The sequence below is a fragment of the Paraburkholderia phytofirmans genome, assembly GCF_046028095.1.
GTDB lineage: Bacteria > Pseudomonadota > Gammaproteobacteria > Burkholderiales > Burkholderiaceae > Paraburkholderia > Paraburkholderia phytofirmans_A.
In genome coordinates this window covers 464771-489697 of the sequence record NZ_JAQQDJ010000003.1, presented here as the reverse complement: position 1 = coordinate 489697, position 24927 = coordinate 464771, and the positions used below count along the sequence as shown (strand labels likewise).

Genomic DNA, 24927 nt, shown 5'->3' with positions numbered 1-24927 from the left:
TAGCAGCCGCACGGTCAATACGATCACACCCGTTGCGCAAGCCGCCGCACGAACCGGTCGCCGACGAACTGCACCGCCGTGACGATCGCGATCAGCAGCACGATCACCGTCACCATCACAGTCGTGTCGAAACGCTGGTAGCCGTAACGTATCGCCAGATCGCCAAGGCCGCCGGCGCCGACCGCGCCCGCCATCGCCGATGAACCGATCATCGCCACCACGGTAATCGTGAAGCCGCCGAGAATGCCCGGCAGCGCCTCAGGCAAGAGCACATGCCAGATGATGTGGCGGCGTTGCGCGCCCATGGCCTGCGCGGCTTCGATCAAACCGCGGTCGACTTCGCGCAGGCTCACTTCGGCCACACGCGCAAAAAACGGAATCGCCGCGATACTGAGCGGCACGATCGCGGCCCATACGCCTATCGTCGTGCCGATCAGCAAACGCGTGAGCGGCAGCAACGCAACCAGCAGAATGATGAAGGGCGTGGAACGGAACGCGTTGACGAGCGCGCCGAGCGTGCTATTCACCGCGCGCTTCTCGAAGATGCCGCCACGTGTCGTCGTGACCAGCACAAGCGCCAGAGGAATGCCGACGAGCGCCGCGACGAATGCGGACACGCCGACCATGACGATGGTGTCGCGAATCGCATCGGCGAGTTCGGAAAGCCACAACTCAGACATAGCCCAATACCTCGACATGATTGGCATAGCGGCGAGCGCTGTCGAGCAGCGCCGCGATCTGCTTCTGCACCGTACTGCCATCGTCCGCGCGCACTTGCGCCGACACCACGAGGCGCCCTTGCGCGTGCCCCTGAATCCGGTCGATGCCGCCATGCACGAAACTCACGCGGCCGCCATCGACACTCAACGCCGACGCAAGACCACCGAGATCGGGCTCACGCGCATCGACGCCGGTGAAACGCACGTCCAGCAGAATCTGTGCGTCCGCTTGCGCGATGTCGTGCAGCGGCTTGATCCGTTGCGCGAGATCAATCGGCAAGTCATGCACCAACGTGCGCAACAACGCGCGCGTCGCATCATGTTGCGGATCGCCGAACACGCGCCACACGGGACCGCTCTCGACCACCTCGCCACGCTCGATCACCGCAACCGTATCGCAGACCTCGCGGATCACCTGCATTTCGTGCGTGATCAATACGATCGTCAGATTCAGACGCTGATTGATATCGCGCAGCAACGCGAGAATGGCTTGCGTCGTTTCAGGGTCCAATGCGGAGGTGGCCTCGTCGCAAAGCAGAATGTCCGGGTCGGTGACCAACGCACGCGCAATGCCGACGCGCTGTTTCTGGCCACCGGACAGGCTCGCCGGATACGCGTCGCGTTTAGCGGACAGACCCACTAATTCCAGCAGCGCATCGACCTTTTTATCGATCACCGCTCTCGGCACACCGGCGATTTTTAGCGGCAACGCAATGTTCTCGCGCACCGTCTTCGCCGAAAGCAGATTGAAGTGCTGAAACACCATGCCGATGCGCCGGCGCAATGCCACGAGTCCGCGCTCGTCGAGTTCACCGACACTCACGCCGTTCACCCGCACCGCGCCCGAACTCGGCTTTTCCAGACCGTTGACGAGCCGCAACAGCGTCGACTTGCCGGCTCCGCTGCGGCCGATAATGCCGAACACTTCACCACGCGCCACATTCAACGTGACGTTGGCGAGCGCCGCGGTCGACACGCCGCGGGCGTCGGCAAACACTTTGCCGACGTTGTCGAATATCACGGCGGGTTGCGTCGCCGTTGCATGCGAATCAGGATTGACGGCGAGAGACGGCGCGTCTTCGATGAATTGCGGCACGTCGAAAAGATTGGCCATGGTTTCACTCCTCTCCTACGCTTCCGCGGCGGCCGGCGCGGCGGTTTGCACGCGCCGACGATGCTGCGCGCCCGCATGCACGTCCGGCAGCCGGGCACGCCCTTCGCCGAACAGTTTCTCGCGCAGCGTCGGTGCAGGATCGTAATCTTCCTTATAAACGCCGCGATTCTGCAATTCCGGCACTACCAGATTCACAAAGTCTTCGAACGATTCCGGCATCACCGTGCGCGTCAGATTGAAGCCGTCGACGCCCGCTTCCTCGATCCACGACACCAGTTCGTCCGCGATCTGCTGCGGCGAGCCGACCACCGGCTTCGCACGGCCGCCGAGCGTCATCTGTTCGAGCACTTTGCGTTTGGTCCACACACCGCTCACGCTCTTCTTCGAAATCGCCTCGACGGCGGACTGCATCGACTCGGTCTTCACGTAGGAGATCGGTTCGTCCAATTCGTATTGCGAGAAGTCGATGCCGGTCGAACTGGAAAAATGCGCGATGCCGCCTTCGGCGCTCGCATATCGGCGGTATTCCTCGAATTTCTCCTGCGCGGCCCGTTCTGTTTCAGCGACTACAACGGTGATGCCCGCGAAGATCTTGATGTCGTCCGGCGCGCGGCCAAAGCTCACCGCGCGCGCACGGATGTCGTCGACAATCGAGCGCGTCAATTGCTTGTTCTGGCCGCCGACAAACACGCATTCCGCGTGACGTGCCGCGAAATCAACGCCACGGCTGGACGATCCCGCCTGATACAACACCGGCGTGCGTTGCGGCGACGGCTCGCTGAGATGGATCGCGTCGATCGAATAGTACGGACCGTCGTGCTTGACGCGATGCACCTTGTCCGGGTGCGAGAAGATGCGCGCCGCGCGGTCGCGCACCACCGCGTCGTCTTCCCAGCTCTGTTCCCACAGCTTGTAGACCACGTCCATGTAATCGTCGGCGCGGTCGTAGCGGTCGTCGTGGCTGATCTGCTGCGCGAGGCCCATGCCGCGCGCCGCGCTGTCCAGATAGCCCGTCACGATGTTCCAGCCCACGCGGCCCTTGGTCAGATGATCGAGCGTCGACATGCGGCGCGCGAACAGATACGGTGGCTCATAAGTCAGATTCGACGTGACGCCGAAGCCGATATGCTTGGTCACGTGCGCCATCGCGGGCACGATCAGCGACGGATCGTTGATCGGAATCTGCACCGATTCGCGCAGCGGCGTTTCCGGGCCGCCCTGATAAACGTCGTACACGCCGACGATATCCGCGAGAAAGATCCCATCGAACTTGCCGCGCTCCAGCGTTTGCGCAAGGCTCGTCCAATAGTCGAGGTCGGTGTAATGCGCCGAACGGTCGCGCGGATGCGTCCACAATCCGTGATTGATGTGGCCGACCGCATTCATGTTGAACGCGTTCAGAAGGATCTTTTTCTTCGCCATCGTGCAGCTCCTTTGGCTTTCCAGTTTCGGCTAAGCGCGCGGATTACCACGCGACGGCGTAGAGATTGCCGAAGGCTTTGTCGAGCGCGGCGCGCACTGCCGGCGAATGCTGATAGATCGCAATGAACTTGCGGATACGCGGATCGTTCGCGCTTTCCGGACGCACGACCCATTGAATCGCGTAGTTCTTGTTTTCCAGGCCGTCGAACAGCAGCGCGCTATTCGGATCGGTGGTGCCGGCGAGCTTGATGAAACTCGGGTAACCCTGTGCGAGATCGACGTCGTCGAGCGAACGCGCCAGTTGCGATGCTTCCAGCTGCACGATCTTCAGATGCCTGGGGTTGTCGGTGATGTCGAGCGTCGTCGCGCGATAGTCGATGCCCGGCTTCAGCTTGATGAGACCGGCGCGCTGCAGCAACAGCAAGCCGCGTCCGCCGTTGACCGGGTCGTTGGCGATCGCGACCGTGGCGCCGTCTTTCAATTCGTCGAAGCGTTTGATCTTCTTTGAGTACAAGCCGATCTTCATGATCGTGCCCGGCGCGATTGCGACGAAGTTATAGCCGCCTTGCTTCTTCGCATTCTCGAGAAACGGAATGTGCTGGAAGTAGTTGACGTCGATGTCCTTGTTGGCGAGCGCCGCGTTCGGCGTGTTCCAGTCCGTGAACTCGATGATCTTCACGTCGAGGCCCTGCTCTTTCGCTTCGCGCGCGGCGATTTTGAGCGCTTCGATTTGCGGGCTGGTTGCGGTGCCGATTTTCAGCGTGGGCGAGTCGACTGCTGAAGCGGGCGCGGCTTGCAACGCGAGCGCGAGACCGAACGCGCTGATGAGCGAGACAGCCGGCGTGTGGAAAAAGCGCTGCACGGTGGATAGAAAAATGCGCATGGTGAACTCGTCAGTTTCGGGCGTGGTTTGATTCGAGGCGAGCCGATCCCGCGGCATGCTTTGAGGCGTCTACAAAGCGTGAACTTTGAGACGCAATCAGGCGTGCCGGATAGATCGGGCAACGGAAATCCGCAACGCGCGGCTTAAACCGCGCGTGGCAGCGACAGGACGCGCAAGAGGATCAGCGCGGACAGCGGAAGGTCGGACAGGTCATCGCCTCTCTCCAGATGAGGTGCAACTCATCATAGTGGGCGACAAAGCGGCGGTCTACGAAGGGATTTTTGTAAGGAAAGCGGGAAAAATGATTTGGGCAAAAAAACGCCGGGCCGCGCTTTCGCGCGACCCGGCGTCTACCGCTAGCCGGTGATCCAACGAACTACTGCTTCGCCACCTGCTGCACGGGAGCGGCAGCGGCGGCCGCCATCGGCGCGGATGTCGGCGCAACCGCACCGACAGCCGTATCCGCCGCTTTCACATCACCCCAGCCACCGCCCAACGCGCGAATCAGATTGACGGTCGCTACCGCCTGCGTGCCCGACAGATGGCTCGCCTGCAGTTGCGAAGTCAGCACCTGCCGCTCGCCGTCGATCACGTCCAGGTAGCTGACCGCACCCTCCGTGTACTGCGTGCGCGACAGATGCGCCGCACGCTGCGAAGCCTGAACCGCGTCGTTCTGCTCGCGCATCTGATCGTCGAGCAAACGCAAATCGGACAGGTTGTCCTCCACCTCACGGAACGCCACCAGCACCTGCTGACGATACTGCGCCACGTCCTCGTCATACTTCGAACGGGCTTGCGCGAGGTTCGCCTTGCGGTGGCCACCGTCGAACAGAGGCAGCGTCAGCGCCGTGCCGGCAAACGGCCCGAGAATGAACGCACGGCTCGACCACTTGAACAGATCGCCGAGCGTCGCCGATTCGAAGCCGGCCCCGCCGGTGATATCGAGTTTCGGGAAGAACGCCGACTTCGCGAGGCCGATACGCGCATTCGCCGCCTGCATCGCGCGCTCCGCCGCCGAAATATCCGGCCGGCGTTCCAGCAAATCCGAAGGCAAGCCCGGCGGCACACGCACCGTCACCGGAGCCAGCGGCGCTTCCGCGAACGAGAAATCCGCCGGCGGCTTGCCGAGCAGAATCGCGAGGCTATGTTCCGATGCCGCGCGCTGACGCGCCACGCCCACGGCGTCCGCACGCGCACTCGCCAGTTCGTTGCGGGCCCGCGATACATCCAGCTCGCCGATATCGCCTTCCTTGAAGCGCCGTTCGACCAGTTTCAGTGTGTCCTCACGCAATGCCACGGTGCGACGGTACAGGTCCTGATCCGTATCGAGCTCGCGCAACTGGAAGTAGTTCTGCGCGACGTCTGCCTGCAAGGACAATTGCACCGAACGGAACAGCGCTTCGCTTTGCTGTTCGTCCGAACGCGACGCGTTGACGTTCGAGCCGACCCGCCCGAACAGATCCGCTTCGTACGATGCGGTGGTTTGCGCGCGCCAGATGGTGCCGGTCGTGCCGCCCACGCTATCCGGCTGAAATTGCGACGCCGCCGAAGCACGCTCGCGCGTCGGGCCGAAGCCCGCATCGAGCTTCGGGAACCAGTCCGACTTCGCTGCCTGCGTGACCGCACGCGCCTGTTGCACGCGCGCCGCAGCCGCCTTCAGGTCCTGATTCGCGGCGGAAGCCTGCTCCTCGAGTGCATTGAGTTGCGGGTCGCCGAAAATCGTCCACCATTCGCCGCGATGCGCGTCGTCGGCGGGCTGGGCCTGTTTCCACGTGCCGTTGTCCTGCGCCGAAACACCCGACGCAACCGAGGGCGCGGAAGCAGCCGTCGTAGCCGACCCCGCAGGCGCTTCCTTGAACGCAGCCGGCGCATCCACCTCCGGCCGCTTATACGTGGGCTCCAACGAGCAGGCGGCGAGCAACGCGACCAGCAAACCGCTGGCAGCCGCCCGGCCCCACCCGTTCAAAGATTCAAAGCGTTTCATTATTGTTTTCTCCTCAAGCGTCCGTCACCGGCGCGCCATAGTGCGGCGAATCTTTCTGCGCGACGTGAATCGTTCCGCCCGCCAGCGTACGCAGCACCACATAGAACACAGGGGTCAGCATCAGACCGAACAGCGTGACGCCGAGCATGCCGAAGAACACCGCGATACCCATCGCATGGCGCATCTCCGAACCGGCTCCGCTCGACAACACCAGCGGCACCACGCCCATGATGAACGCGATCGACGTCATCAGAATCGGCCGCAGACGCAGGCGGCTCGCCTCGATCGCCGCCGACAGCGGCGTATGTCCGTCATGCTCCAGTTCGCGAGCGAACTCGACGATCAGAATCGCGTTCTTCGCCGACAAGCCCACCAGCACCATCAAACCGATCTGCGTGAAGATGTTGTTGTCGCCACCCGTGAGCCACACGCCGGTCAGCGCGGACAGCACGCTCATCGGCACGATCAGGATCACCGCGAGCGGCAGCGTCAAGCTTTCATACAACGCGGCGAGCACGAGGAACACGAGCAGCACGCTGATCGGGAACACCCACAAGCCTGCGTTGCCGGCCAGAATCTGCTGATACGTCAGGTCGGTCCATTCGAGCTTCACACCGCGCGGCAAGACTTCCGCCGCCACGCGTTCGGCCGCGGCTTGCGCCTGACCCGACGAGAAGCCCGGCGCGGGTCCGCCGTTGATGTCGGCAGCCGTGTAGCCGTTGTAACGCACCACCATTTCCGGACCGTAGGTCGGCGTCACCGTCACCAGCGACGACAACGGCACCATGTCGCCCGCGGCATTGCGCGTCTTCAGTTGCAGGATGTCGTCGGCGCGTTGACGGAACGGCGCGTCCGCCTGCACCCGCACCTGATACACACGGCCAAAGCGGTTGAAGTCGTTCACATACAGCGAGCCGAGATAGATCTGCATCGTGTTGAACACGTCCGTGACCGGCACGCCGAGTTGCTTGGCCTTCACACGGTCGAGATCCACATTCAGTTGCGGCACGTTGATCTGATAGCTCGAGAAGGTCGGGCCGAGTTCAGGCGTCTGCGCGGCCTTCTTCACGAATGCTTCCGCTGCCTTGTTCAATTCCGCGTAACCGACCGCGCCGTGATCTTCCAATTGCATCTTGAAGCCGCCAAGCGTGCCGAGACCGAGCACCGGTGGTGGCGGAAACACCGCGACGAACGAATCCTTGATCGCACCGTATTGCTGGTTCAGCGCGCCAGCAATCGCACCGGCCGAGAGTTTCTTGTTGCCACGATCCTTGAACGGTTTGAGCGTGACGAACACGATGCCCGCGCTTGAGCTATTGGTGAAGCCGTTCACCGAGAGACCCGGAAACGCCACCGCGCTCTCCACGCCTGGCTGCTTCAGCGCGATCGAGCTCATGTCTCGGATCACTTTTTCCGTACGATCAAGCGATGCACCGTTCGGCAATTGCGCGAACGCAATCAGGTACTCCTTGTCCTGCGCCGGCACGAAGCCACCGGGAACCACGCGCGAGATCAGCACGGTCGCGCCGAGCAGAATCGCGTAGACCGCGAGCATCGCGCCCTTACGGCGCAACACGCCGGTCACGCCGCGACCATACGCGGTCGAACCGCGATGAAAGACCTTGTTGAAGCGTTTGAAGAAACCACCCAGCAGGCGATTCATCACGCGCGTCAGGAAGTCTTCTTTCGCGCCGTGGCTGCGCAACAGCAGTGCGGACAACGCAGGCGACAACGTCAGCGAGTTGAACGCCGAAATTACCGTCGAAATCGCGATGGTCATCGCAAACTGCTTGTAGAACTGGCCCGTCAACCCGGTCATGAACGCGAGCGGCACGAACACGGCGACGAGCGTCAGCGCGATGGCGATAATCGGCCCGCTCACTTCCTGCATCGCCTTATACGTTGCATCGCGCGCACTCAGCCCGTTTTCGATGTTCCGCTCGACGTTCTCCACCACCACGATCGCATCGTCCACCACGATCCCGATGGCGAGCACCATGCCGAACAATGACAACGCGTTGATCGAGAAGCCAAACGCGAGCAGCAACGAGAACGTCCCCACGATCGACACCGGCACCGCGATCAACGGAATGATCGACGCGCGCCATGTCTGCAGGAACACGATCACGACGATCACCACCAGTGCGATCGCTTCGAGCAGCGTGTGCACGACCGCCTCGATACTCGAGCGCACGAACTGCGTCGGGTCGTAGACGATCTTGTATTCGACGCCCGCCGGCATGTCTTCCGCGAGCTCCTTCATCGCGGTACGCACCTGATCGGAAATCGCGAGCGAGTTCGCACCCGGCGCCTGGTTGATGGCGAGCGCCACAGCCGGCTTGTTGTCGAGCAGCGAACGCAGGCCGTACTCGGAGGCCGCGAGTTCGATCCGCGCAATATCTTTCAGGTAGGTCACGCCACCGTCCGGCGTGGTCTTGACGATGATGTCGCCGAATTCGCCCTCGGTCTTCAGACGGCCACGCGCATTCACCGACAACTGCAATTGCGTGCCCGGCACCGAAGGCGATGCGCCGATCACACCGGCCGCCACCTGAATGTTCTGCTCACGGATCGCGTTGACCACTTCGGTCGCCGTCAGGCCGCGTTGCGACACTTTCTGCGGGTCGAGCCAGACGCGCATCGCGTAGTCGCCCGAACCCCACAACTGCACTTCGCCGACGCCCTGAATCCGCGCGAGCCGGTCCTTGACGTTCAGCAGCGCGTAATTGCGCAGATACGTCATGTCGTAGCGATTGTTCGGCGAGATCAAATGCACCACCATGGTCAGCGTGGGCGAGCTTTTGATCGTCGTGATGCCGAGGCGCTGTACGTCTTCCGGCAAACGCGGCAGCGCCTGATTCACGCGGTTCTGCACGAGTTGCGTCGCGAGGTCAGGATTGGTGCCGAGTTTGAAAGTCACCGTGAGCGTGAGATTGCCGTCGCTATTTGCTTGCGACTGCATGTACAGCATGTTCTCGACGCCGTTGATCTGCTCTTCGAGAGGCGCCGCGACCGCTTCGGCAATCACCTTCGGGTTCGCGCCCGGATATTGCGCGTGGACCACCACGGACGGCGGCACCACTTCCGGGTACTCCGAAATCGGCAGCTTGAAGAGCGCGATGATGCCGCCCAGCAGGATCAATACCGACAACACGCCGGCAAAGATCGGCCGATCGATGAAGAATTTGGATATGTTCATGGGAAGCTCTTAACGTTGGAGCAAGCGCCGCGCAGTCAGGCCGCGGCGCGCGAGGCTCACGAATTCTTGTCCGCTTTGGTGCGCGTCTGCGTTTGGGCCTGCGACTGCGTCGGCGATTGCGGTTGTGCGGGCGCCTGCTTCTGTGCGAGCGGTGCGCTGTTCGGATCGTCATCCGTCGTCATCGGCACCATATGTGCGCGCACCGCGTCGCCGGGACGCACGCGCTGAATGCCGTTCACGACGATCCGGTCATTCGGCTTCAGGCCGCCCTTTACCACGCGCAGATTGCCCTGCATGCCGCCCACGTCGATCGTGCGATATACGACGTGATTGCCTTGGTCGACCACCAGCACGAACTTCTTGTCCTGATCCGTGCCCACCGCGGCGTCGTCGATCAACAGCGCCGGATGCGGCTCGCTGCCGCCCACTTTCACGCGTGCATACAGACCTGGAATCAGCGCGCCGTCCGCGTTATCGAAACGCGCACGCACGCGGATCGTGCCCGACGACGTGTCGAGGCGGTTGTCCACGGATTCGATCACGCCGCTGCGCGAATAACCGCTTTCGTCCGCGAGACCGAGTTCCACCGGCACCTTGCTGCCGTCTTTCGCGCGGCTCAGGTATTGCAGATACGTTTGTTCGTCCGCGTCGAACGATGCGTAGATCGGCGACACCGACACCAGCGTGGTCAGCGGCGCTGCAGTCGCGCCCGCCGAGATCACGTTGCCCACCGTGATTTCCGCGCGCGACACGCGGCCCGACACCGGCGCGACAATCTTCGTGTAGCCGAGATTGATGCGGGCGGTTTCGACGGCGGCTTGCGCGGCCTTCAGGTTGGCGCTCGCCTCACGCGCGGCGTTCTGCTTCTCGTCGTAGTCACGCTTGGCGATCGCGTTATCGGCGATCAGACGTTGCGCGCGCTCCCAATCGCTTTGCGTGTAGCCCGTGCGCGCCTGCGCGGCGGCAAGTTGCGCTTCGGCGCGATCCACCTCGGCCGCATACGGACGCGGGTCGATCACGAACAGCGTGTCGCCTTTCTTCACGAGCGCGCCGTCCTTGAAGTTGACGGACACGATGGTGCCCGGCACCTGCGAACGCACGTCCACTTTCTCGACCGCTTCGAGACGGCCCGAATAGCTCTGCCAATCAGTGATCGTTTTCTGCACCACAGTGGCCACATCGACTTCCGGCACGATGGTCGGCGCGGCGGGCGAGCTCGCGTCCACGCGAATCGCGCCGAACGTGCCCAGCCCGGCCACGACGATGACGGCAAGTGCGGCAATCGCCACGCGGCGACGGGAAAGAGGAAGGATAGTCATGTGAAGCTCCCGAGATCGTTGATTAAAGTTCTGCTTATTTCTGTTTCAGCGCGTGTTTCAGCGATGCGCGCGTGCATCGAAGCGCCACTGAAAAAATCGCACCGCTTCCTGCAAGGCGGGCGGATGATCGGCCAACGCGGCATGCGAGACACTCGGATAGCGAACCACCTGGGTCAGCACACCGGCGTCGATCAAGCTGCTCGCGTATTTCTCCGCTTCCACATGCAGGACGTCGTTTTGCGCCGTCGCGATCAGCGTGGCCGGCAGGCCCGCGAGACGCGACGATTCGAGCGGCGCGGCGTACGGATGCATGCGCTGCGACGCTTGCGGCAGATACGCGCGATAACACGCCGCGCACTCTTTTGCCGTGATATCCGAGCCGAGGCGCTTTTCGTCGCCCAGGCGCGTGAGACTCGGGTCGAGCATCGGCCCGAACAGCGCCTGCGCTGAAATTCGCACGTCACCGCGATCCCGCGCGATGAACGCGAGGCAATTGGCCAATTGCCCGCCCGCGTCGTGGCCGGCTACGCCAACCTTCTTGCTGTTCCCGCCAAACGCGCGCGCCCGTGTCTGCACCCACAGCGCCGCGCGGTGCGCGTCTTCGGGCGCGGCCGGAAACGGAAACTGCGGCGCCAGCGAGTACCCGACCGACACGACCAGAGCCGGTAAGTGTTCTGCGAAATAACGCGACGCGTAGTCCGCCTGGTCGATCGAGCCCTTCGTGAATCCACCACCGTGGAAATAAAGCAGTACCGGCAGTGAGGTTTTCTTTTCCTGTCTGTACAGACGCAACGTGATGTCCTGCGCGTGCCCTTCGATCTGCACGTCAGTGACTTCGAGTGCCGTGCTGTCGGCCTCTGCCGGGCTGCTGCCGGCGGGCACAAAGGAGTACGGCGGTTTAAATGCTTCCATGTCGAGCCGCGCAATGCGCATAGAACTTCAATGGTGCGAATTGTGGGTTCGGCAGACTCGTAAATAAATGCCTATAATCCGGCAACACAATTCGGCGCCCCTGAACAATCGAATGCGATTGTCTGCGGATTCGCGGTGGAGTCCATTCCTGCTCAGTGCGCCAGCCCCTATTGGAGGTCTGCAATGGACCGGCTTCAGGCCATGCAAGTGTTCACTCGTGTCGTCGACACCAACAGCTTTACCCGTGCAGCGGAAACGCTCGACTTGCCGCGCGCATCGGTTACCACGATTATTCAGAACCTCGAAGCGTTCCTCGGCACGCGTTTGATGCATCGGACCACGCGCCGTTTGTCGCTCACGCCGGACGGCGCGGCGTACTACGAACGCTGCGTTCGCATCCTCGCGGACGTCGAAGAGACCGAGGCCAGTTTTCAAAGCGGCAATAAAAAGCCGCACGGCAAGCTGCGCATCGACATGCCGGGGTCGATCGGCCGCTTGCTGGTGATTCCTTCGCTGTGTGAATTCCACACGCGCTATCCGGACATCGACCTGCAACTCGGCCTGACGGACCGGCCCGTTGACCTGTTGCAGGAAGGCGTGGATTGCGTGGTGCGGGTCGGCGCGCTACAAGATTCCTCGCTGGTGGCGCGTCGGATCGGTTTGTTCGAGGGCGTGACCTGCGCGGCCCCCGACTATATCGAGCGCGCGGGCATGCCGACGTCGCTCGAAGACCTGGAGAATCACAAAGCAGTCAATTACTTTTCGAGCCGCACGGGTCGCACGCTCGATTGGGCCTTCCTGGTTGATGGCAAAGAAATCGAAGTGAAAATGAAGAGCATCGTCTCGGTGAACGACGCGGACGCCTACGTGACTTGCGGGTTGGAAGGCTTCGGCCTGATTCAGCCTGCGCTCTTCATGGTGCTGCCGCATCTGCGGTCGGGCCAACTGGTCGAAGTACTGCCGGAGCTGAAGCCTTTGCCGATGCCAATTTCGGCAGTCTATCCGCACAGCCGGCATCTGTCGCCTAAAGTCCGCGTTTTCGTAGACTGGATCGCGGAGCTGTTCGACCGTTGTCCGTTATTGAGCGGACGTGGCAGTCTGGACGCAACGTGCACGAAGCGCACTTTCGAAGAACGCGAGTCTGCTCCAATGCTCGACACGCCGGTGATAACTGAATGGGTCGCATAAGACGCGTGAATTGAAGTACAGAATCTGGAACAGTGAATTTCAACCGCGGCTCTAATGCCGCGGTTTTCTTTTGGGGCAACGCCGGCAAGGCGTTTCACGCAGTGTTAAAGCGATTGTTCTGGAATCGCGACAATTCATTTCGCGAAAGTGCGATTTATCCGCACTGCCTCAAAGTCTACATTTCACCCTGTCGCAGCGCCGCTCGTGCTGCAAACGAATGAACAGGAGTGAATCATGAAACGCAATCTCTTAGCAGGTCTGGCTCTTTCGCTGCTCGTGAGCGCCCCGGTGTTTGCACAAAGCAGCAGCGGCGGCATTGGCCGCGCCGGCTCGTACGACACGCAACCCGCGCCGACCACGACCGCGAAGTCGCGTGAAGAAGTGAAGGCCGAACTGGTCGCGGCGTATCGCGACGGCTCGCTGCCCGCGCTGAATCGCACGACGTATCCGAACAAAGGCCTGATCGGTCAAACCCAGGCCCAACGCATCGCGCTGCAGGAAGGCACGAGCGGCGACGTCACGCGTGTGGCCAACGGACAGTAAAACCAGCTTGCCGCAATGATTCGGTTTCCAAAAGAAATATTCATTGCGGCGCGATTCATGCACTCTTCAAAAAGGAGCTCATCATGACACCCTCGGAACTCGACAATTGGGACACCGACACCCCTGTGTGGACGCCGTATCGCGCGCCGCAACACTAAGTGTCGAAAGTAGCAGCGAGTGCCCGCGGATCTGGTCCGCGGGCACAGTCACATGTGCAGGGACCTAGCGCCTCGGCACGCCGTCACGCCACTCGCCCCAGTGCGTGGAGATATCCTGCACGAGCGGATTGCCCGAGAGGAACAGGTTCTGGATGGCGATCGTAAAGCCGCCTTGCGCGGCATAGTTCAGCAGGTTGTCCGCGCTCGTCTGCCCGTCGTAGGGCCGGTCGAAATCGGAGCCCGCCCGCAACACGGCGACGCGATTCAAATCCACCTTGTGTACCGATGCCGCGCGCTTGAGCGCCTCGTAGGTGGCGTTGTCCTCTTGCTGCGTCGTGCAGTAGACGCCCTTTCCATCGGTCAGAATCTTGGTCCAGTCGCGAGCTCGCTGGCCGAGGAGCGTGCCTGACCACCACGTATCGCCCGCGAGGGTATCGCATTGAATGACAGTCGGCGGGCGGTTCGCCGGCGCATACGAGTACTTGGCCCGCGCGGCCTGAGCCTGCGCGTTATCGGACAGCGTCACGTGGCGAGATAACGCGAACGCCGTGTTCGCGAGCCGCGTGTTCAACTGGAACACTTCAGTGCGGTAGTCGAGCGGCGGCTTGTCCGACGGACTCGTCGTGTTGATGCCAAGGTAGCCGGTATTCCAGTTGGGCGGAATCTCGCGCCCGTCGATCTCCCATTGAATCCCGAAGTCGACCAGATACTTCGCCCACGCGGCGGAGCCCACCGTGCCCTGCTGCGGATCGATCCCGGCAATGCCGGCCACCATGAAGTACGTATGCCGCAAATCGAAGCGCGGCGAGAACGTCAGCGCCATGATCGACGCAGCAGCGTTGGTGTGTCCCATGCCGGTGGTCATCACGCACACGTCCTGCCTGTTGCAATGGACGGTCGGGTAATCGGGCGACAAGCCATCCACCGTAATCTCTCGCCAGGGCTCCAGGTTATCGAGCCACACCTGGCCTTCCGGCCCGAACATCGAAATGATCATCACCTTGACGGGCTGCCCGTGCGAGCCGCCGTCGCCGCGCGAGAAACCGTCGTTGTCGTCCGCACTGGCCGGACCGGACGAAAAGGCCGCGCATGCCGCGAGGGTAATGGCGCAGACGGCGCCGAGTGAGCGAGTCAGCATCGTGATCTTCCTTTTGCTTTTGATGCAGGTTGGGAGAGAGTGCTGCTTTCAAGCCGAAAGAAGTATAGGTGCGAAGAAATTATTTTCCACTACGCGATGCGCTCCCAGTCAACGTTGCCGGGCCCCGCCGCAAAACCATGCGAATCGGCTCCGCACGCGTTCTTCGGCGTTTTCTTATAATCGATAGTCCGCAGCGCACCGGCTTTGTGCACTTCATAACAGGAGCACCACGATGGATTATGTGAAACTCGGCCGCACCGGCCTCGATGTATCGCGTCTTTGTCTCGGTTGCATGAGCTACGGGGTGCCGTCTCGCGGCACGCATCCGTGGTCGCTGGACGATGAAGCGGCGCGCCCCTTCATCAAGCAGGCGCTCGATCACGGCATCAATTTCTTCGACACCGCCAACGTCTATTCCGACGGCACCAGCGAGGAAATCGTCGGCCGCGCGTTGAAGGACTTTGCGAAGCGCGACGAGATCGTGCTGGCCACCAAGGTGAACAGCCGCATGCATCCGGGCCCGAACGGCGCCGGCCTGTCGCGCAAGGCGATCATGTCGGAGATCGACCACAGCCTGCGGCGCCTCGGCACGGACTACGTGGACCTGTATCAGATCCATCGCTGGGACTACGGCACACCAATCGAAGAAACCATGGAAGCGCTGCACGATGTCGTGAAAGCCGGCAAGGCGCGCTACATCGGCGCATCGTCCATGTACGCATGGCAGTTCGCCAAGGCGTTGCATGTGGCTGAGAAGAACGGCTGGACGCGCTTCGTGACGATGCAGAACTACGTCAATCTGCTGTACCGCGAGGAAGAGCGCGAAATGCTGCCGCTCTGCGAAAGCGAGGGGATCGGCGTGATTCCGTGGAGCCCGCTCGCGCGCGGCCGCCTGACGCGCGACTGGAACACCGAGAGCGCGCGCTCCGAGACCGATGAATTCGGCCAAACGCTGTACGCGCAGACCGAAGACGCGGATCGTCGAGTCGTCGAACGGGTCAGCCAGATCGCCAAGGAGCGCGGCGTGCCGCGTGCGCAGGTCGCGCTCGCTTGGGTGTTGCAGAAGAAGCCGATCACCGCGCCGATCGTCGGCGCGACCAAGCTGCATCATCTCGACGACGCGGTAGCCGCGCTTTCGCTCAACTTAAGCGCGGACGAAATCCGTCAGCTCGAAGAGTTGTATGTGCCGCACGCGGTGACAGGCTTCAAGTAAGCCGTAGACGTGCCGCTCAAACGCGCGGCACCTCCGGTTCGAAGAACACCCAGCGGACTTGCGGGAACGTGGCCTGCAAGTCCGCTTCGATCACGTTGATCGCATCGACCATCGCGCGGCCGCTCGCGTAGTCGATCATTTCCGCCTGCACGGCCACCACCACATGACGGCCCCATTGCAGGGTAATCATATTGATGATGCTGCGAATTTCAGTGCGCCCGCGCAGATGCGCCTCGATAGCGCGCCGCACTTCCGGGCTTGCCGATTCGCCGACGATCATCGACTTCACTTCACGCGCCACCAGCCACGCGATCACCATCAGCAACACGCCGACGCCGATGGAACCCAACGCGTCGTAGACAGGATTGCCGGTCATCATGGTGAGCAGCACGGCCACGAAGGCCATCGCCAGGCCCGCCAGCGCGGCAATATCCTCGCCCGCTACCACGAGCAGTTCGGATTCGCGCGTCTCCCGAAACCAGCGCCACATGCTTTTGTCAGGATGCGTCTTGCGGATTTCCTTGACAGCGCCCCACAAGGAAAGCGCCTCCAGCACCACCGACACGCCGAGCACCACCAGCGCCACATAGGCATACTGCAACGGCTCGTGCACGAACAGACGATGCACGCCCTCATACACCGAAAATGCGCCGCCGACAAAGAACAGCAGAAGCGCGACCAGCAGCGAATAGAAGTTGATTTCTCGCCCGCCGCCCATGGGATGCAGCGGGCTCGCCGGCTTGCGCGCTTCACGCAGACCGAACAGCAGCAGTAATTGATTGCCGCAATCGGCGGTGGAGTGGATGGCCTCGGCGAACATCGAGCCGGAACCGGTGAACGCGGCAGCGGCGAACTTGCAGATGGCAATGCCGAGGTTGGCGGCGAGCGCATAGAAAATGGCTTTCGGCGATTCTTCTTTCATCGTCTTGGAAGGCGTCCGTGAGTTTGCAAAGAGCTTTCGTTGGGCAACAGCCCGTATTATGGGCATGCCGGGCGGCATGCGTCCAACCCGGGTGTTGTTTGCAACGTGCTCCGCTTGCGCTCTGCCTCGTTCGCCTTCCTTCGCCTCAAGCCTTGTTATGCCCTTTCGAGGGCCGCCATTTCACGCACGATCACCAGCAGCATCGACAGGCTCGCACCGCCCGTGGCCCGCAGATCGGCCAGCAGGTGAGCATAGCGTTCCAGTTGCGCCGTGCGCTTTTCACGCCATGCCTCGACCAGCGCCTCGGGCGTGGAGGCATCGTCGGCGTCGGCCAATGCGCTCGTCGTCAACGCGCGTTTGAGCCGCGCGATGTCGGCCACCGCCGTGGCGCGCGCCAGCATGTCCCAGTGCGTGGGCGCCGGCAACGCGGCCGCGCGTTCGCTGATCCAGCTCGAATTGAGCAGCGTGCCGAGCGCGAAATAGACGCCCGCCACCAGTTCGAGACTGCGCCCGCTGGTCGACGACACTTCGGCGATATCGAGCAACGCGGCCGAGATCTCGCCGCCCGCGATCCGCACCGCCAGTTCGCTATCCACGCCGGCGTCCGCGAAGACGCGCTGCCGCTCGGAGAGCGCTTCGAGATCGGCGCTCGGCAACAGCGCGGGCCATTGCGGCGCAAGGCGTTGCGCCGCGTCGCGGCAACGCGCGAGCAGACCGGCCACGTCGCCGTCGCTGACCGCGCCCGATTGCAATTGCCGTAGGAACCACAGCGCGGAACGTTCGACCAGCCGCGCGACTTCGACGAACATGCGCGCCTGGATGTCGTCGGCGACGCGGTTGTCGAGCGCGTCGATGCTGCGCCAGACGTCGTCGAGATTGAACACGTCGCGCGCCATGATGATGGCCCGCACGATCTCGCCTGGCTGTGCGTCGGTTTCTTCCATCAGCCGGTGCACGAACTCGCAGCCCACGCGATTCACCAACGCATTGGTCAGATGCGTCGCAAGAATTTCCCGGCGCAGCGGGTGGCGTTGCATCGGCTCGCTGAAGCGCTGCCGCAACGGCTTCGGGAAATACTCGACCAGCATGTCGCTGACGAGCGGGTCTTCCGGCATCGACGATTCGAGCAGCGCGTCGTACAGCCACATCTTGCTGTAGGCGAGCAGTACCGCGCGCTCCGGCGTGGTGAGCCCTTGTTTGGCGGCCTGCCGTTCGGCGACTTCTTCATCTGTCGGCAGAAACTCGATCACGCGGTTCAGACGCCCCGCGCGTTCGAGGTAGCGCATCAGGCGCGCTTCGGCATCGAGCAATTCGACGCCATAGCGGCCCGCAATCGACAGCGCTTGCGTCTGGTAGTAGTTGTCCTGCAGCACGAGCAAGCCGACTTCGTCGGTCATTTCGGCGAGCAATGCGTTGCGCTGCTTCTCCGTCATTTCGCCGTCGGAGACGACGAGGCCCAGCAGAATCTTGATGTTGACCTCGTGGTCCGAACAGTCCACGCCCGCGGAGTTGTCGATCGCATCGGTATTGATGCGGCCGCCGCGCTGCGCGAATTCGATGCGCCCGAGTTGCGTGAGACCGAGGTTACCGCCTTCGGCCACGACCTTGCACTGCAGATCGGAACCGTTGACGCGGATCGCATCGTTGGCGCGATCGCCGACTTGCAGATGCGTTTCGCGACTCGCCTTCACATAGGTGCCAATACCGCCGTTGTACAGCAGATCGACGGGCGCCTGCAGAATCGCGCGCATCAATTCGGCGGGCGCGAGCGCCGGCGCGCTGATGCCGAGCACCGACTGCACGGCCGGCGAAAGCGGAATCGTCTTGGCGCTGCGCGGAAACACGCCACCGCCCGCCGAAATCAGCGAGGGGTCGTAGTCGGCCCAACTCGAACGGTCGAGAATGAACAGACGTCCGCGTTCGGCAAGACTGACCGCCGGATCGGGATTCGGATCGAGAAAAATATGCCGATGATCGAACGCGGCCACGAGCTTGATATGCGGCGACAGCAGCATGCCGTTGCCGAACACATCGCCCGACATATCGCCCACACCGACCACCGTGAAGTCCATGGTCTGCGTATCCACGCCCATTTCGCGGAAGTGCCGCTTGACCGACTCCCACGCGCCGCGCGCGGTGATGGCCATTTTCTTGTGGTCGTAACCGACCGAGCCGCCCGAGGCAAACGCGTCGTCGAGCCAGAAGCCGTATTCCTGCGAGATCGCGTTCGCGTAGTCGGAGAACGTGGCTGTGCCTTTGTCGGCGGCGACCACCAGATAGGGATCGTCGGGATCGTGACGCACCACGTCGGGCGGCGGCACGATGGTCGTGCCGGCGAGATTGTCCGTCACGTCGAGCAGGCCGCGCAGGAAGGTCTGATAACACGCAATGCCTTCGCGCATCCACGCGTCGCGTTCGGTTTGCGGCGGCGGATTCTTCACGACGAAGCCGCCTTTCGAACCGACCGGCACGATCACCACGTTCTTCACCATCTGCGCCTTCATCAGCCCGAGCACTTCCGTGCGGAAGTCCTCGCGCCGGTCCGACCAGCGCAGGCCGCCGCGCGCCACGCGGCCGCCGCGCAAATGCACGCCTTCCACGCGCGGCGAGTACACCCAGATTTCGAACATCGGTTTCGGTTCGGGCAAGCCGGGCACCTGCGCGGGATCGAACTTGAAAGAGAGATACGGCTTTGGATGTCCGTCGGCATCGAAGCGATAGTAGTTCGTGCGCTTGGTCGCTTTGATGACGCCGAGAAATTGCCGCAGTATGCGGTCTTCGTCGAGATTCGGCACCTGGTCGAGCGCGCTGTCGATCGTATGGAGCCAGCCGTCGACGCGCGCCTCGCGTGTCTCACCCAACACCGGGTTGAAGCGGGCCACGAACAGTTCGACCAGCATGCGCGCAATCGCCGGATTGCCGGTCACCGCGCGTTCGATATACGCGTCGCTGAAAGTCGAGCCCACCTGCCGCAAATACTTGGCGTACGCGCGCAGGATCGTCACCTCGCGCGCATTCAGTTGCGCGCGCAACACGAGGCGATTGAAGTCGTCGCTTTCAATCGCGCCGGTCCACACCTGTTCGAACGCTTCTTCGAAGAGATCTTTCACGCGCTCGATGTCGAACTCGGCGTCGTCCGCGAGTTCGAGGCCGAAGTCGTGAATCCATGCGGGCGTCGCGCCCAGCGCCTCGATCAGATAGGGCCGCTCTTCATCGACACGCACGCCGAGATGTTCGAGCATCGGCAAACTGCGCGACAAGGCGATCGGCAAACCCGCGCGATACACCTTGAAGCGAAACGCGCGCGAGCCCGATTCGATCGGGCGGTACAGGTTCATCGCGAGCCGTTCGCTGCCTTGCACGCGTTCGATCAGTTCGATATCGCGCACCGCCGTGCGGGCAGGATAGTCGTCGCGGTAGCCTGCCGGAAACGAGTCGCCGTAGTGTTGCAGCAGACGGTTGCCCTGCTCTTCGCCGAAGGCGTCGAGCAATGCATCGGCGAGATCGTCCTGCCAGCGGCGAGCGACCTGCACGAGCCGCGCTTCCAGCTCGCGCGTATCGACGTTGGGCATGCCGCCCGGCTTCGCGTGCACGACGAAATGAATGCGCGCCAGCGTCGACTCCGACAGTAACGGCGTGAACTCGACACTCTCGCCGTTGAATGCGTCGGCCAGCAAATTGGCAATGCGCTGACGCAAATCGGTGTTGTACTTGTCGCGCGGCACGAACACGAGACACGACACGAACCGGTCGAAACGGTCGCGCCGGATGAACAGCCGGGTGCGCTGATGCTCCTGCAAACGCAGCACGCCCAGCGCGATATCGTAGAGCTGATTCTCTTCGGCCTGAAAGAGCTCGTCGCGTGGATAGGTTTCGAGCACCGTGACCAGCGATTTCGCCAGATGACCTTTCGGCAGGAAACCCGCTCGTCTCACGATATTCGCGCATTTGCGCCGCACGATCGGAATCTCCGCGGCCGACACGAAATACGCCGTGGACGTATAGAGACCGATGAAACGCCGCTCGCCGGTCACCTTGCCGTCCGCGCTGGTCAGCTTGATGCCGACGTAGTCCAGATAACCCGGCCGGTGCACGGTGGCCCGCGAGTTGGCCTTGGTCAGAAAGATCGGCGACGAACCGGAAATGATTTCGGCCGCGGCCGGCGGCAAGGGCGTGATCTCGGCGGCGCCGCCGGGCCGCAAGGCATCGCGCAGAATGCCCAGACCCGAACCCGGCACCGCGCGCAGACCGTAGCCGATATCGTGCTGAACCAGTTCGTAATCGCGCTGGCCGAGAAAGGTGAAATGATCGGCCACCATCCATTCGAGAAACGCGCGGGCTTCCAGACCTTCCGGTCCGCCCTCGCCGGCTTTCATGCCTTTGATCGTGAGACGCGCGAGTTCGACGATTTTCGGCCAGTCCTCGACGGCCGCCCGCACGTCGCGCAGCACCTTGGCGATTTCATCACGCAGCGCGTCGAGTTTTGCGGCGTCGCCGCAACGGTCCACTTCAAAGTGGATGAACGAGGTCAGGTGTGAACGCGAGTCGGTGGCTTCTTCGGCGCCCTGGCTCGCTCGCGCGATGCTGCCGTCGGGCGCGCGCCAGATGCGAAACACGGGATGCACGACCGAATGCAGCGCGAGGCCTTGACGGTTGACCGCCATCGAAACGGAATCGACGAGAAACGGCATGTCGTCATTGACGATTTCGATCACCGTGTGATCGGAGTGCCAGCCGTGCTGTTCGAGAATCGGGTTATAGACGCGCAGCCGTTCGGCGCCGGGCGTGAAGCGCTGTGCCGTTTGCCAATGTGCGAGCGCCGCGCCGTAGAGATCGGCAATCGAGCGGCTTTGCAGGTCGTCGGCGTCGACGAAATCGTAGTAGTGCCGCAGAAAAGGTTCGACGACCTTGAAGGTTGGCTCGGGTAGTCGCCCGCGCGCAAATTCGACGACATCGTTCAGCAAGTGCGTGACGGCTTCTTCGTTCTTTGCTTGCATGATCAACTCCCCCGGCTGGGCGGCAATGGCGGGTATGGCTTGATACTCGCTTGATTCGCATGCATCGTCTGAATGGGAATTATGCACCTGACGACCGGCATGCGACGGACGACGGCACTTAGGTTATACCCGCTGCCGGTGAATGCGTCGTTACGGCGCGCCTAGCTGTTTAAAGCACGGCTCGGGGAACCGCGTGCTCCTGCGCGAGCCATGCGCGAACCTGTTCGCTGGTCCACGCCGGGTCGTCGTGCGGCAGGTCGTGGCCGGCCCACGGATGCTCGCAATGCAGGGCGCCCCAAGCCGCCGCAAGCTTGGTCGAGCACACAGGGTCGACCAGCTTGTCGACACGCGAAGAAAGAATCAGCAGCGGGCATTCCGGTCTTGCTTCGCCGGCGGTAAAACGTGCCGCGGCCCACAGTTGCCGTAACGCATTGCCCCGGCTGACAGGCGCGCTGCGGCGAATGCGGCTCCAGGCGTCGAGATCGTCGCCAAGCGTTTCCACGTTATTGCACGTCAGCCGATGAATGCCGTGTTCCGCGCGCGGCGCGTCGCGCCAGTGCGCGGCCACGCCCAGCAGACCGGACCATGCAGATGGACGCAAGCGCTCCTGCATCTGGCTGAACGGCCGCATGCTCGTATTGATCAGCACCAGCCGCGCGATCTCGTAGGGATGCCGTTGCGCCCAGTCCGTCGCCACCATGCCGCCGAGCGACATCGCCAGCACGCAATAGGGACCCGGCATGCCGCTTTGCAGAGCAGCATTGCGCACGAAGCCGACCATGTCGGCGACCGTCGACGGCGCGCGCAAATGCGCGAATTCGCCGTTGCCCGGCAGATCGAGCAGCAGCAGACGGCCGGGCGCGCCCAAGTGAAGAGCCGATTCATTCACGGCTGCACGCAGCAAACCGGGCAAGCGGCCCCAGTGGCGAACTTCACGCGTGAGGCCGCGTAGCAGGATCCACGTGCTCATACGCTTTCCGGTTTATACCAATGGTCGATCGCGCTTTGCAGCAATTGCTCGCGACGATTTCCTTGCGGCAGCCAGCGCTGCGACGAAAAGGCCGCGCGCGCCAGAAAGTCGAGCAGGTTCGCGTGACGCCGCAGCACGCGCGCCGTGCGATGCGCCTTCACCGGATTGAACATGCCCTGACGCGAAAACAGCTGGCGCGGATTCTTCTTGATCCACAACCAGGAGCCGAGTTCGAGGGTCATCGGCAGAAAGACGTTGGAGGCGGGCGCGCGGTCGTAAGCGAAGTCCCACAGATCGCCGTGCAATAGATATTGATGGCTCTGCGGTTCGAACGCGTAGCCATGATGAGGATGCGCGCGTTCGAACATGGTCTTCAGCACGTACATTTCCGGCAGATGCGGCATCACTTTGCGGGTGCGTGCGTATGGAAACCAGATGCTGTCGCTCCAGCCGTAGCCCGAGTGGCAATCGAGCGCGATGCTCAACGGCCGCGTGGCCAGTTCGGTTTCGACCACTCGCAGCAGCGCCGAAGCCTCGGGCTCCATTGGCGCTCCCTCGCGACCCCGGTACCACGGCAGCCACGCGCCCACGCGCTGGCCGCCGGCGAGCAGCGGCACACGTTCGTCGGCGTTCTGCGGCGCATTGCGCATCAGGTCGACGCCGTTGGGGTTGGCGCGTGTGGCCGCCCACATGCCGCCAGGATTGACGATCGGCATAAAGATCAGACGAATCGACTGCAATTGGCGCACCAGCAGTTCGTCCCATTCGAGCCGCGCAAGCAGCGCGCGCATATAGTCGAGCACGAGTTGCGAGCCGATCCGCTCGAGCCCGTGAATGCCGCCGAAAAAGCCGATTGCCGGCGCTTGCGGGTCGGTGGAGCCGATGCTCGCGGTCTGCACGGCGAATTGCCGGCCGCGCACCGTCGTCTCGCACACCGTGCGAATCGCGAAGCTCGCGCTGCCCTGCTCGAGGATCGTCCTGAGATCTTCGTACTCCGCAAAACTGTCGGGAAGGAAGCTCAGAGGCTGCATGACGATGTCGCAGGCAATTGCACGGTTAATGGGGACGGCACACCGATTGACGCAATATAGCCTGGCCGGCAGCGATCATGCTGAAGCCGCGCGGTCCGATGCAAATCCTGTCACATGCATGTCATTTTTCATTCGAACGGATGACTCCGATTTGCCTTGCCGGCGACGCAAAAAAGACATGAATAGATATAGTCGTCTAGACGTTGCGATGCCTTCACTCAACCGTCACAGACGCTTCCTAGAATGAGTCCCACTCATGCCGGCAGAGGCCGGATGCATCAAGGGGTACTCATGGAAGCAATTCGGGAAGCAATCCGTATCGAACGGTTGAGCAAGACGTTCAGCAACGGCCGCAAGGCTTTGGACGAAATCGATCTGCGCGTCGAACCGGGCGAAATGGTTGCGTTGATCGGCGCCTCGGGCTCGGGCAAGTCGACGCTGCTGCGTCATATCGCGGGCTTCACGGCTTCGGATGCGCAGCCGTCGCAGATCTCGATTCTGGGCCGGCCGATTCAGCAAAACGGCCGCATCGTGCGGGAAGTGCGCAGCATTCGCCGCGATATCGGCTTCGTGTTCCAGCAATTCAATCTGGTGAACCGGCTCTCCGTCGAAAGCAATGTGTTGATCGGCGCGCTTGCGCGGCTGCCGTTGTGGCGTCGACTCAGCGGTCGTTTTCCGCGCGCAGAGCGGGCGTTGTCGATGGCTGCGTTGAACGAAGTCGGCATCGGCGAACATGCGCGCGAACGCGCCGCCAATCTCTCCGGCGGGCAGCAGCAACGCGCCGCGCTCGCCCGTGCGCTGGTGCAGCGCGCGCGCATCGTGCTCGCGGACGAACCGATCGCCTCGCTCGACCCCGAGTCGTCACGCCGCGTGATGGAGATGCTGCGCACGCTGAATATCGAGCATCAACTCACGGTGCTGGTTTCGCTGCATCAGGTCGACATCGCGATGCAGTATTGTCCGCGCACGATCGCGCTGCGCCGCGGCAAGGTGGTGTACGACGGCCCTTCCGCCGCACTCACGCCGGTCTTGCTCAAGAAACTCTACGGCGACGACGCCCGCGAGTTGCTCGATGAAGCCGCCATAAGCGCGGACGATCTCGACACGAAAACCGCTAACGGCGGCACACCACCTCAGGACACCGCGCCCGCCTCCACGCGCTATGCGTTCGCACTCAATCCGGCGCACTCGAACTGAACGCGCCCCTTCATTCTG

At 62.5% G+C, this 24927-nt stretch carries 17 protein-coding genes; 4 read left to right on the top strand and 13 right to left on the bottom strand.

What is annotated here, in order from left to right:
• Positions 1–23 precede the first annotated feature (23 nt).
• The 8 genes from PQR54_RS11085 to PQR54_RS11050 form a co-directional block, all read right to left on the bottom strand.
• Entirely contained in the window at positions 24–680 is a 657-nt protein-coding gene (locus PQR54_RS11085; RefSeq protein ID WP_116123354.1) for a methionine ABC transporter permease, read from the bottom strand.
• Positions 673–1833 (bottom strand): methionine ABC transporter ATP-binding protein, encoded by a 1161-nt coding sequence (locus PQR54_RS11080; protein WP_408245473.1) that lies wholly within the window; start codon positions 1831–1833, stop codon positions 673–675. The genes PQR54_RS11085 and PQR54_RS11080 overlap by 8 nt, the downstream gene beginning before the upstream one ends.
• A 15-nt stretch (positions 1834–1848) precedes the next feature.
• Entirely contained in the window at positions 1849–3255 is a 1407-nt protein-coding gene (locus PQR54_RS11075) for an LLM class flavin-dependent oxidoreductase (protein WP_408245471.1), read from the bottom strand.
• 43 nt (positions 3256–3298) lie between these two features.
• On the bottom strand, positions 3299–4138 hold the full coding sequence (locus PQR54_RS11070; RefSeq protein WP_408245469.1) for a MetQ/NlpA family ABC transporter substrate-binding protein: 840 nt from the start codon (positions 4136–4138) through the stop codon (positions 3299–3301).
• 376 nt (positions 4139–4514) lie between these two features.
• Entirely contained in the window at positions 4515–6122 is a 1608-nt protein-coding gene (locus tag PQR54_RS11065) for an efflux transporter outer membrane subunit (RefSeq protein WP_408245467.1), read from the bottom strand.
• A 13-nt stretch (positions 6123–6135) separates the two neighbouring features.
• Positions 6136–9321 carry an efflux RND transporter permease subunit gene (locus PQR54_RS11060; RefSeq protein WP_408245465.1) on the bottom strand — a complete coding sequence of 1062 codons (3186 nt, stop codon included), beginning with the start codon at positions 9319–9321 and terminating at the stop codon, positions 6136–6138.
• A gap of 56 nt (positions 9322–9377) precedes the next feature.
• Positions 9378–10640 (bottom strand): efflux RND transporter periplasmic adaptor subunit, encoded by a 1263-nt coding sequence (locus PQR54_RS11055; RefSeq protein ID WP_408245463.1) that lies wholly within the window; start codon positions 10638–10640, stop codon positions 9378–9380.
• Positions 10641–10697: 57 nt separating this feature from the next.
• Entirely contained in the window at positions 10698–11552 is an 855-nt protein-coding gene (locus PQR54_RS11050) for an alpha/beta hydrolase (protein WP_408245461.1), read from the bottom strand.
• Between the two features lie 183 nt (positions 11553–11735).
• Here PQR54_RS11050 and PQR54_RS11045 point away from each other — a divergent pair, with 183 nt between their 5' ends.
• Together PQR54_RS11045 and PQR54_RS11040 are read left to right on the top strand one after the other, a co-directional pair.
• Complete coding sequence (locus PQR54_RS11045) at positions 11736–12740, top strand: LysR family transcriptional regulator (protein WP_012426421.1); 1005 nt, start codon at positions 11736–11738, stop codon at positions 12738–12740.
• Positions 12741–12974: 234 nt separating this feature from the next.
• The gene (locus PQR54_RS11040; RefSeq protein ID WP_168789866.1) at positions 12975–13283 is read left to right on the top strand and encodes a DUF4148 domain-containing protein; all 309 of its coding nucleotides are present in this window, start codon (positions 12975–12977) and stop codon (positions 13281–13283) included.
• Between the two features lie 222 nt (positions 13284–13505).
• Here PQR54_RS11040 and PQR54_RS11035 read toward each other — a convergent pair whose 3' ends face one another.
• Positions 13506–14579 carry a purine-nucleoside phosphorylase gene (locus PQR54_RS11035; protein ID WP_408245458.1) on the bottom strand — a complete coding sequence of 358 codons (1074 nt, stop codon included), beginning with the start codon at positions 14577–14579 and terminating at the stop codon, positions 13506–13508.
• Between the two features lie 232 nt (positions 14580–14811).
• On the opposite strand from PQR54_RS11035, the gene PQR54_RS11030 reads away from it, so the two are divergent.
• Entirely contained in the window at positions 14812–15792 is a 981-nt protein-coding gene (locus PQR54_RS11030; protein WP_408245456.1) for an aldo/keto reductase, read from the top strand.
• 16 nt (positions 15793–15808) lie between these two features.
• Here PQR54_RS11030 and PQR54_RS11025 read toward each other — a convergent pair whose 3' ends face one another.
• The 4 genes from PQR54_RS11025 to PQR54_RS11010 all read right to left on the bottom strand — a co-directional run bounded on the left by PQR54_RS11025 (position 15809) and on the right by PQR54_RS11010 (position 23712).
• Positions 15809–16714 (bottom strand): cation diffusion facilitator family transporter, encoded by a 906-nt coding sequence (locus PQR54_RS11025; RefSeq protein WP_408245454.1) that lies wholly within the window; start codon positions 16712–16714, stop codon positions 15809–15811.
• Between the two features lie 155 nt (positions 16715–16869).
• Positions 16870–21711 carry an NAD-glutamate dehydrogenase gene (locus tag PQR54_RS11020; protein WP_408245452.1) on the bottom strand — a complete coding sequence of 1614 codons (4842 nt, stop codon included), beginning with the start codon at positions 21709–21711 and terminating at the stop codon, positions 16870–16872.
• Positions 21712–21880: 169 nt separating this feature from the next.
• Positions 21881–22681 carry an alpha/beta fold hydrolase gene (locus tag PQR54_RS11015; protein ID WP_408245450.1) on the bottom strand — a complete coding sequence of 267 codons (801 nt, stop codon included), beginning with the start codon at positions 22679–22681 and terminating at the stop codon, positions 21881–21883.
• Positions 22678–23712, bottom strand: a complete 1035-nt coding sequence (locus PQR54_RS11010) for a M14 family zinc carboxypeptidase (protein WP_408245448.1) — start codon at positions 23710–23712, stop codon at positions 22678–22680. Before PQR54_RS11010 ends, PQR54_RS11015 begins: the two co-directional genes overlap by 4 nt.
• 291 nt (positions 23713–24003) lie before the next feature.
• Here PQR54_RS11010 and phnC point away from each other — a divergent pair, with 291 nt between their 5' ends.
• The gene (gene phnC, locus PQR54_RS11005) at positions 24004–24909 is read left to right on the top strand and encodes a phosphonate ABC transporter ATP-binding protein (RefSeq protein ID WP_408245446.1); all 906 of its coding nucleotides are present in this window, start codon (positions 24004–24006) and stop codon (positions 24907–24909) included.
• The last annotated feature ends 18 nt before the right edge of the window (positions 24910–24927 follow it).

What these genes read in the sequence shown, in the direction of transcription:
- PQR54_RS11030 (WP_408245456.1), top strand. Translation starts at nt 14,812, where the DNA reads ATGGATTATGTGAAACTCGGCCGCACCGGCCTCGATGTATCGCGTCTT.
- PQR54_RS11055 (WP_408245463.1), bottom strand. Translation starts at nt 10,640, where the DNA reads ATGACTATCCTTCCTCTTTCCCGTCGCCGCGTGGCGATTGCCGCACTT.
- PQR54_RS11010 (WP_408245448.1), bottom strand. Translation starts at nt 23,712, where the DNA reads ATGCAGCCTCTGAGCTTCCTTCCCGACAGTTTTGCGGAGTACGAAGAT.
- PQR54_RS11075 (WP_408245471.1), bottom strand. Translation starts at nt 3,255, where the DNA reads ATGGCGAAGAAAAAGATCCTTCTGAACGCGTTCAACATGAATGCGGTC.
- PQR54_RS11050 (WP_408245461.1), bottom strand. Translation starts at nt 11,552, where the DNA reads ATGGAAGCATTTAAACCGCCGTACTCCTTTGTGCCCGCCGGCAGCAGC.
- PQR54_RS11045 (WP_012426421.1), top strand. Translation starts at nt 11,736, where the DNA reads ATGGACCGGCTTCAGGCCATGCAAGTGTTCACTCGTGTCGTCGACACC.
- PQR54_RS11035 (WP_408245458.1), bottom strand. Translation starts at nt 14,579, where the DNA reads ATGCTGACTCGCTCACTCGGCGCCGTCTGCGCCATTACCCTCGCGGCA.
- PQR54_RS11025 (WP_408245454.1), bottom strand. Translation starts at nt 16,714, where the DNA reads ATGAAAGAAGAATCGCCGAAAGCCATTTTCTATGCGCTCGCCGCCAAC.
- PQR54_RS11020 (WP_408245452.1), bottom strand. Translation starts at nt 21,711, where the DNA reads ATGCAAGCAAAGAACGAAGAAGCCGTCACGCACTTGCTGAACGATGTC.
- PQR54_RS11015 (WP_408245450.1), bottom strand. Translation starts at nt 22,681, where the DNA reads ATGAGCACGTGGATCCTGCTACGCGGCCTCACGCGTGAAGTTCGCCAC.
- PQR54_RS11065 (WP_408245467.1), bottom strand. Translation starts at nt 6,122, where the DNA reads ATGAAACGCTTTGAATCTTTGAACGGGTGGGGCCGGGCGGCTGCCAGC.
- PQR54_RS11070 (WP_408245469.1), bottom strand. Translation starts at nt 4,138, where the DNA reads ATGCGCATTTTTCTATCCACCGTGCAGCGCTTTTTCCACACGCCGGCT.
- PQR54_RS11060 (WP_408245465.1), bottom strand. Translation starts at nt 9,321, where the DNA reads ATGAACATATCCAAATTCTTCATCGATCGGCCGATCTTTGCCGGCGTG.
- PQR54_RS11040 (WP_168789866.1), top strand. Translation starts at nt 12,975, where the DNA reads ATGAAACGCAATCTCTTAGCAGGTCTGGCTCTTTCGCTGCTCGTGAGC.
- PQR54_RS11085 (WP_116123354.1), bottom strand. Translation starts at nt 680, where the DNA reads ATGTCTGAGTTGTGGCTTTCCGAACTCGCCGATGCGATTCGCGACACC.
- PQR54_RS11080 (WP_408245473.1), bottom strand. Translation starts at nt 1,833, where the DNA reads ATGGCCAATCTTTTCGACGTGCCGCAATTCATCGAAGACGCGCCGTCT.
- phnC (WP_408245446.1), top strand. Translation starts at nt 24,004, where the DNA reads ATGGAAGCAATTCGGGAAGCAATCCGTATCGAACGGTTGAGCAAGACG.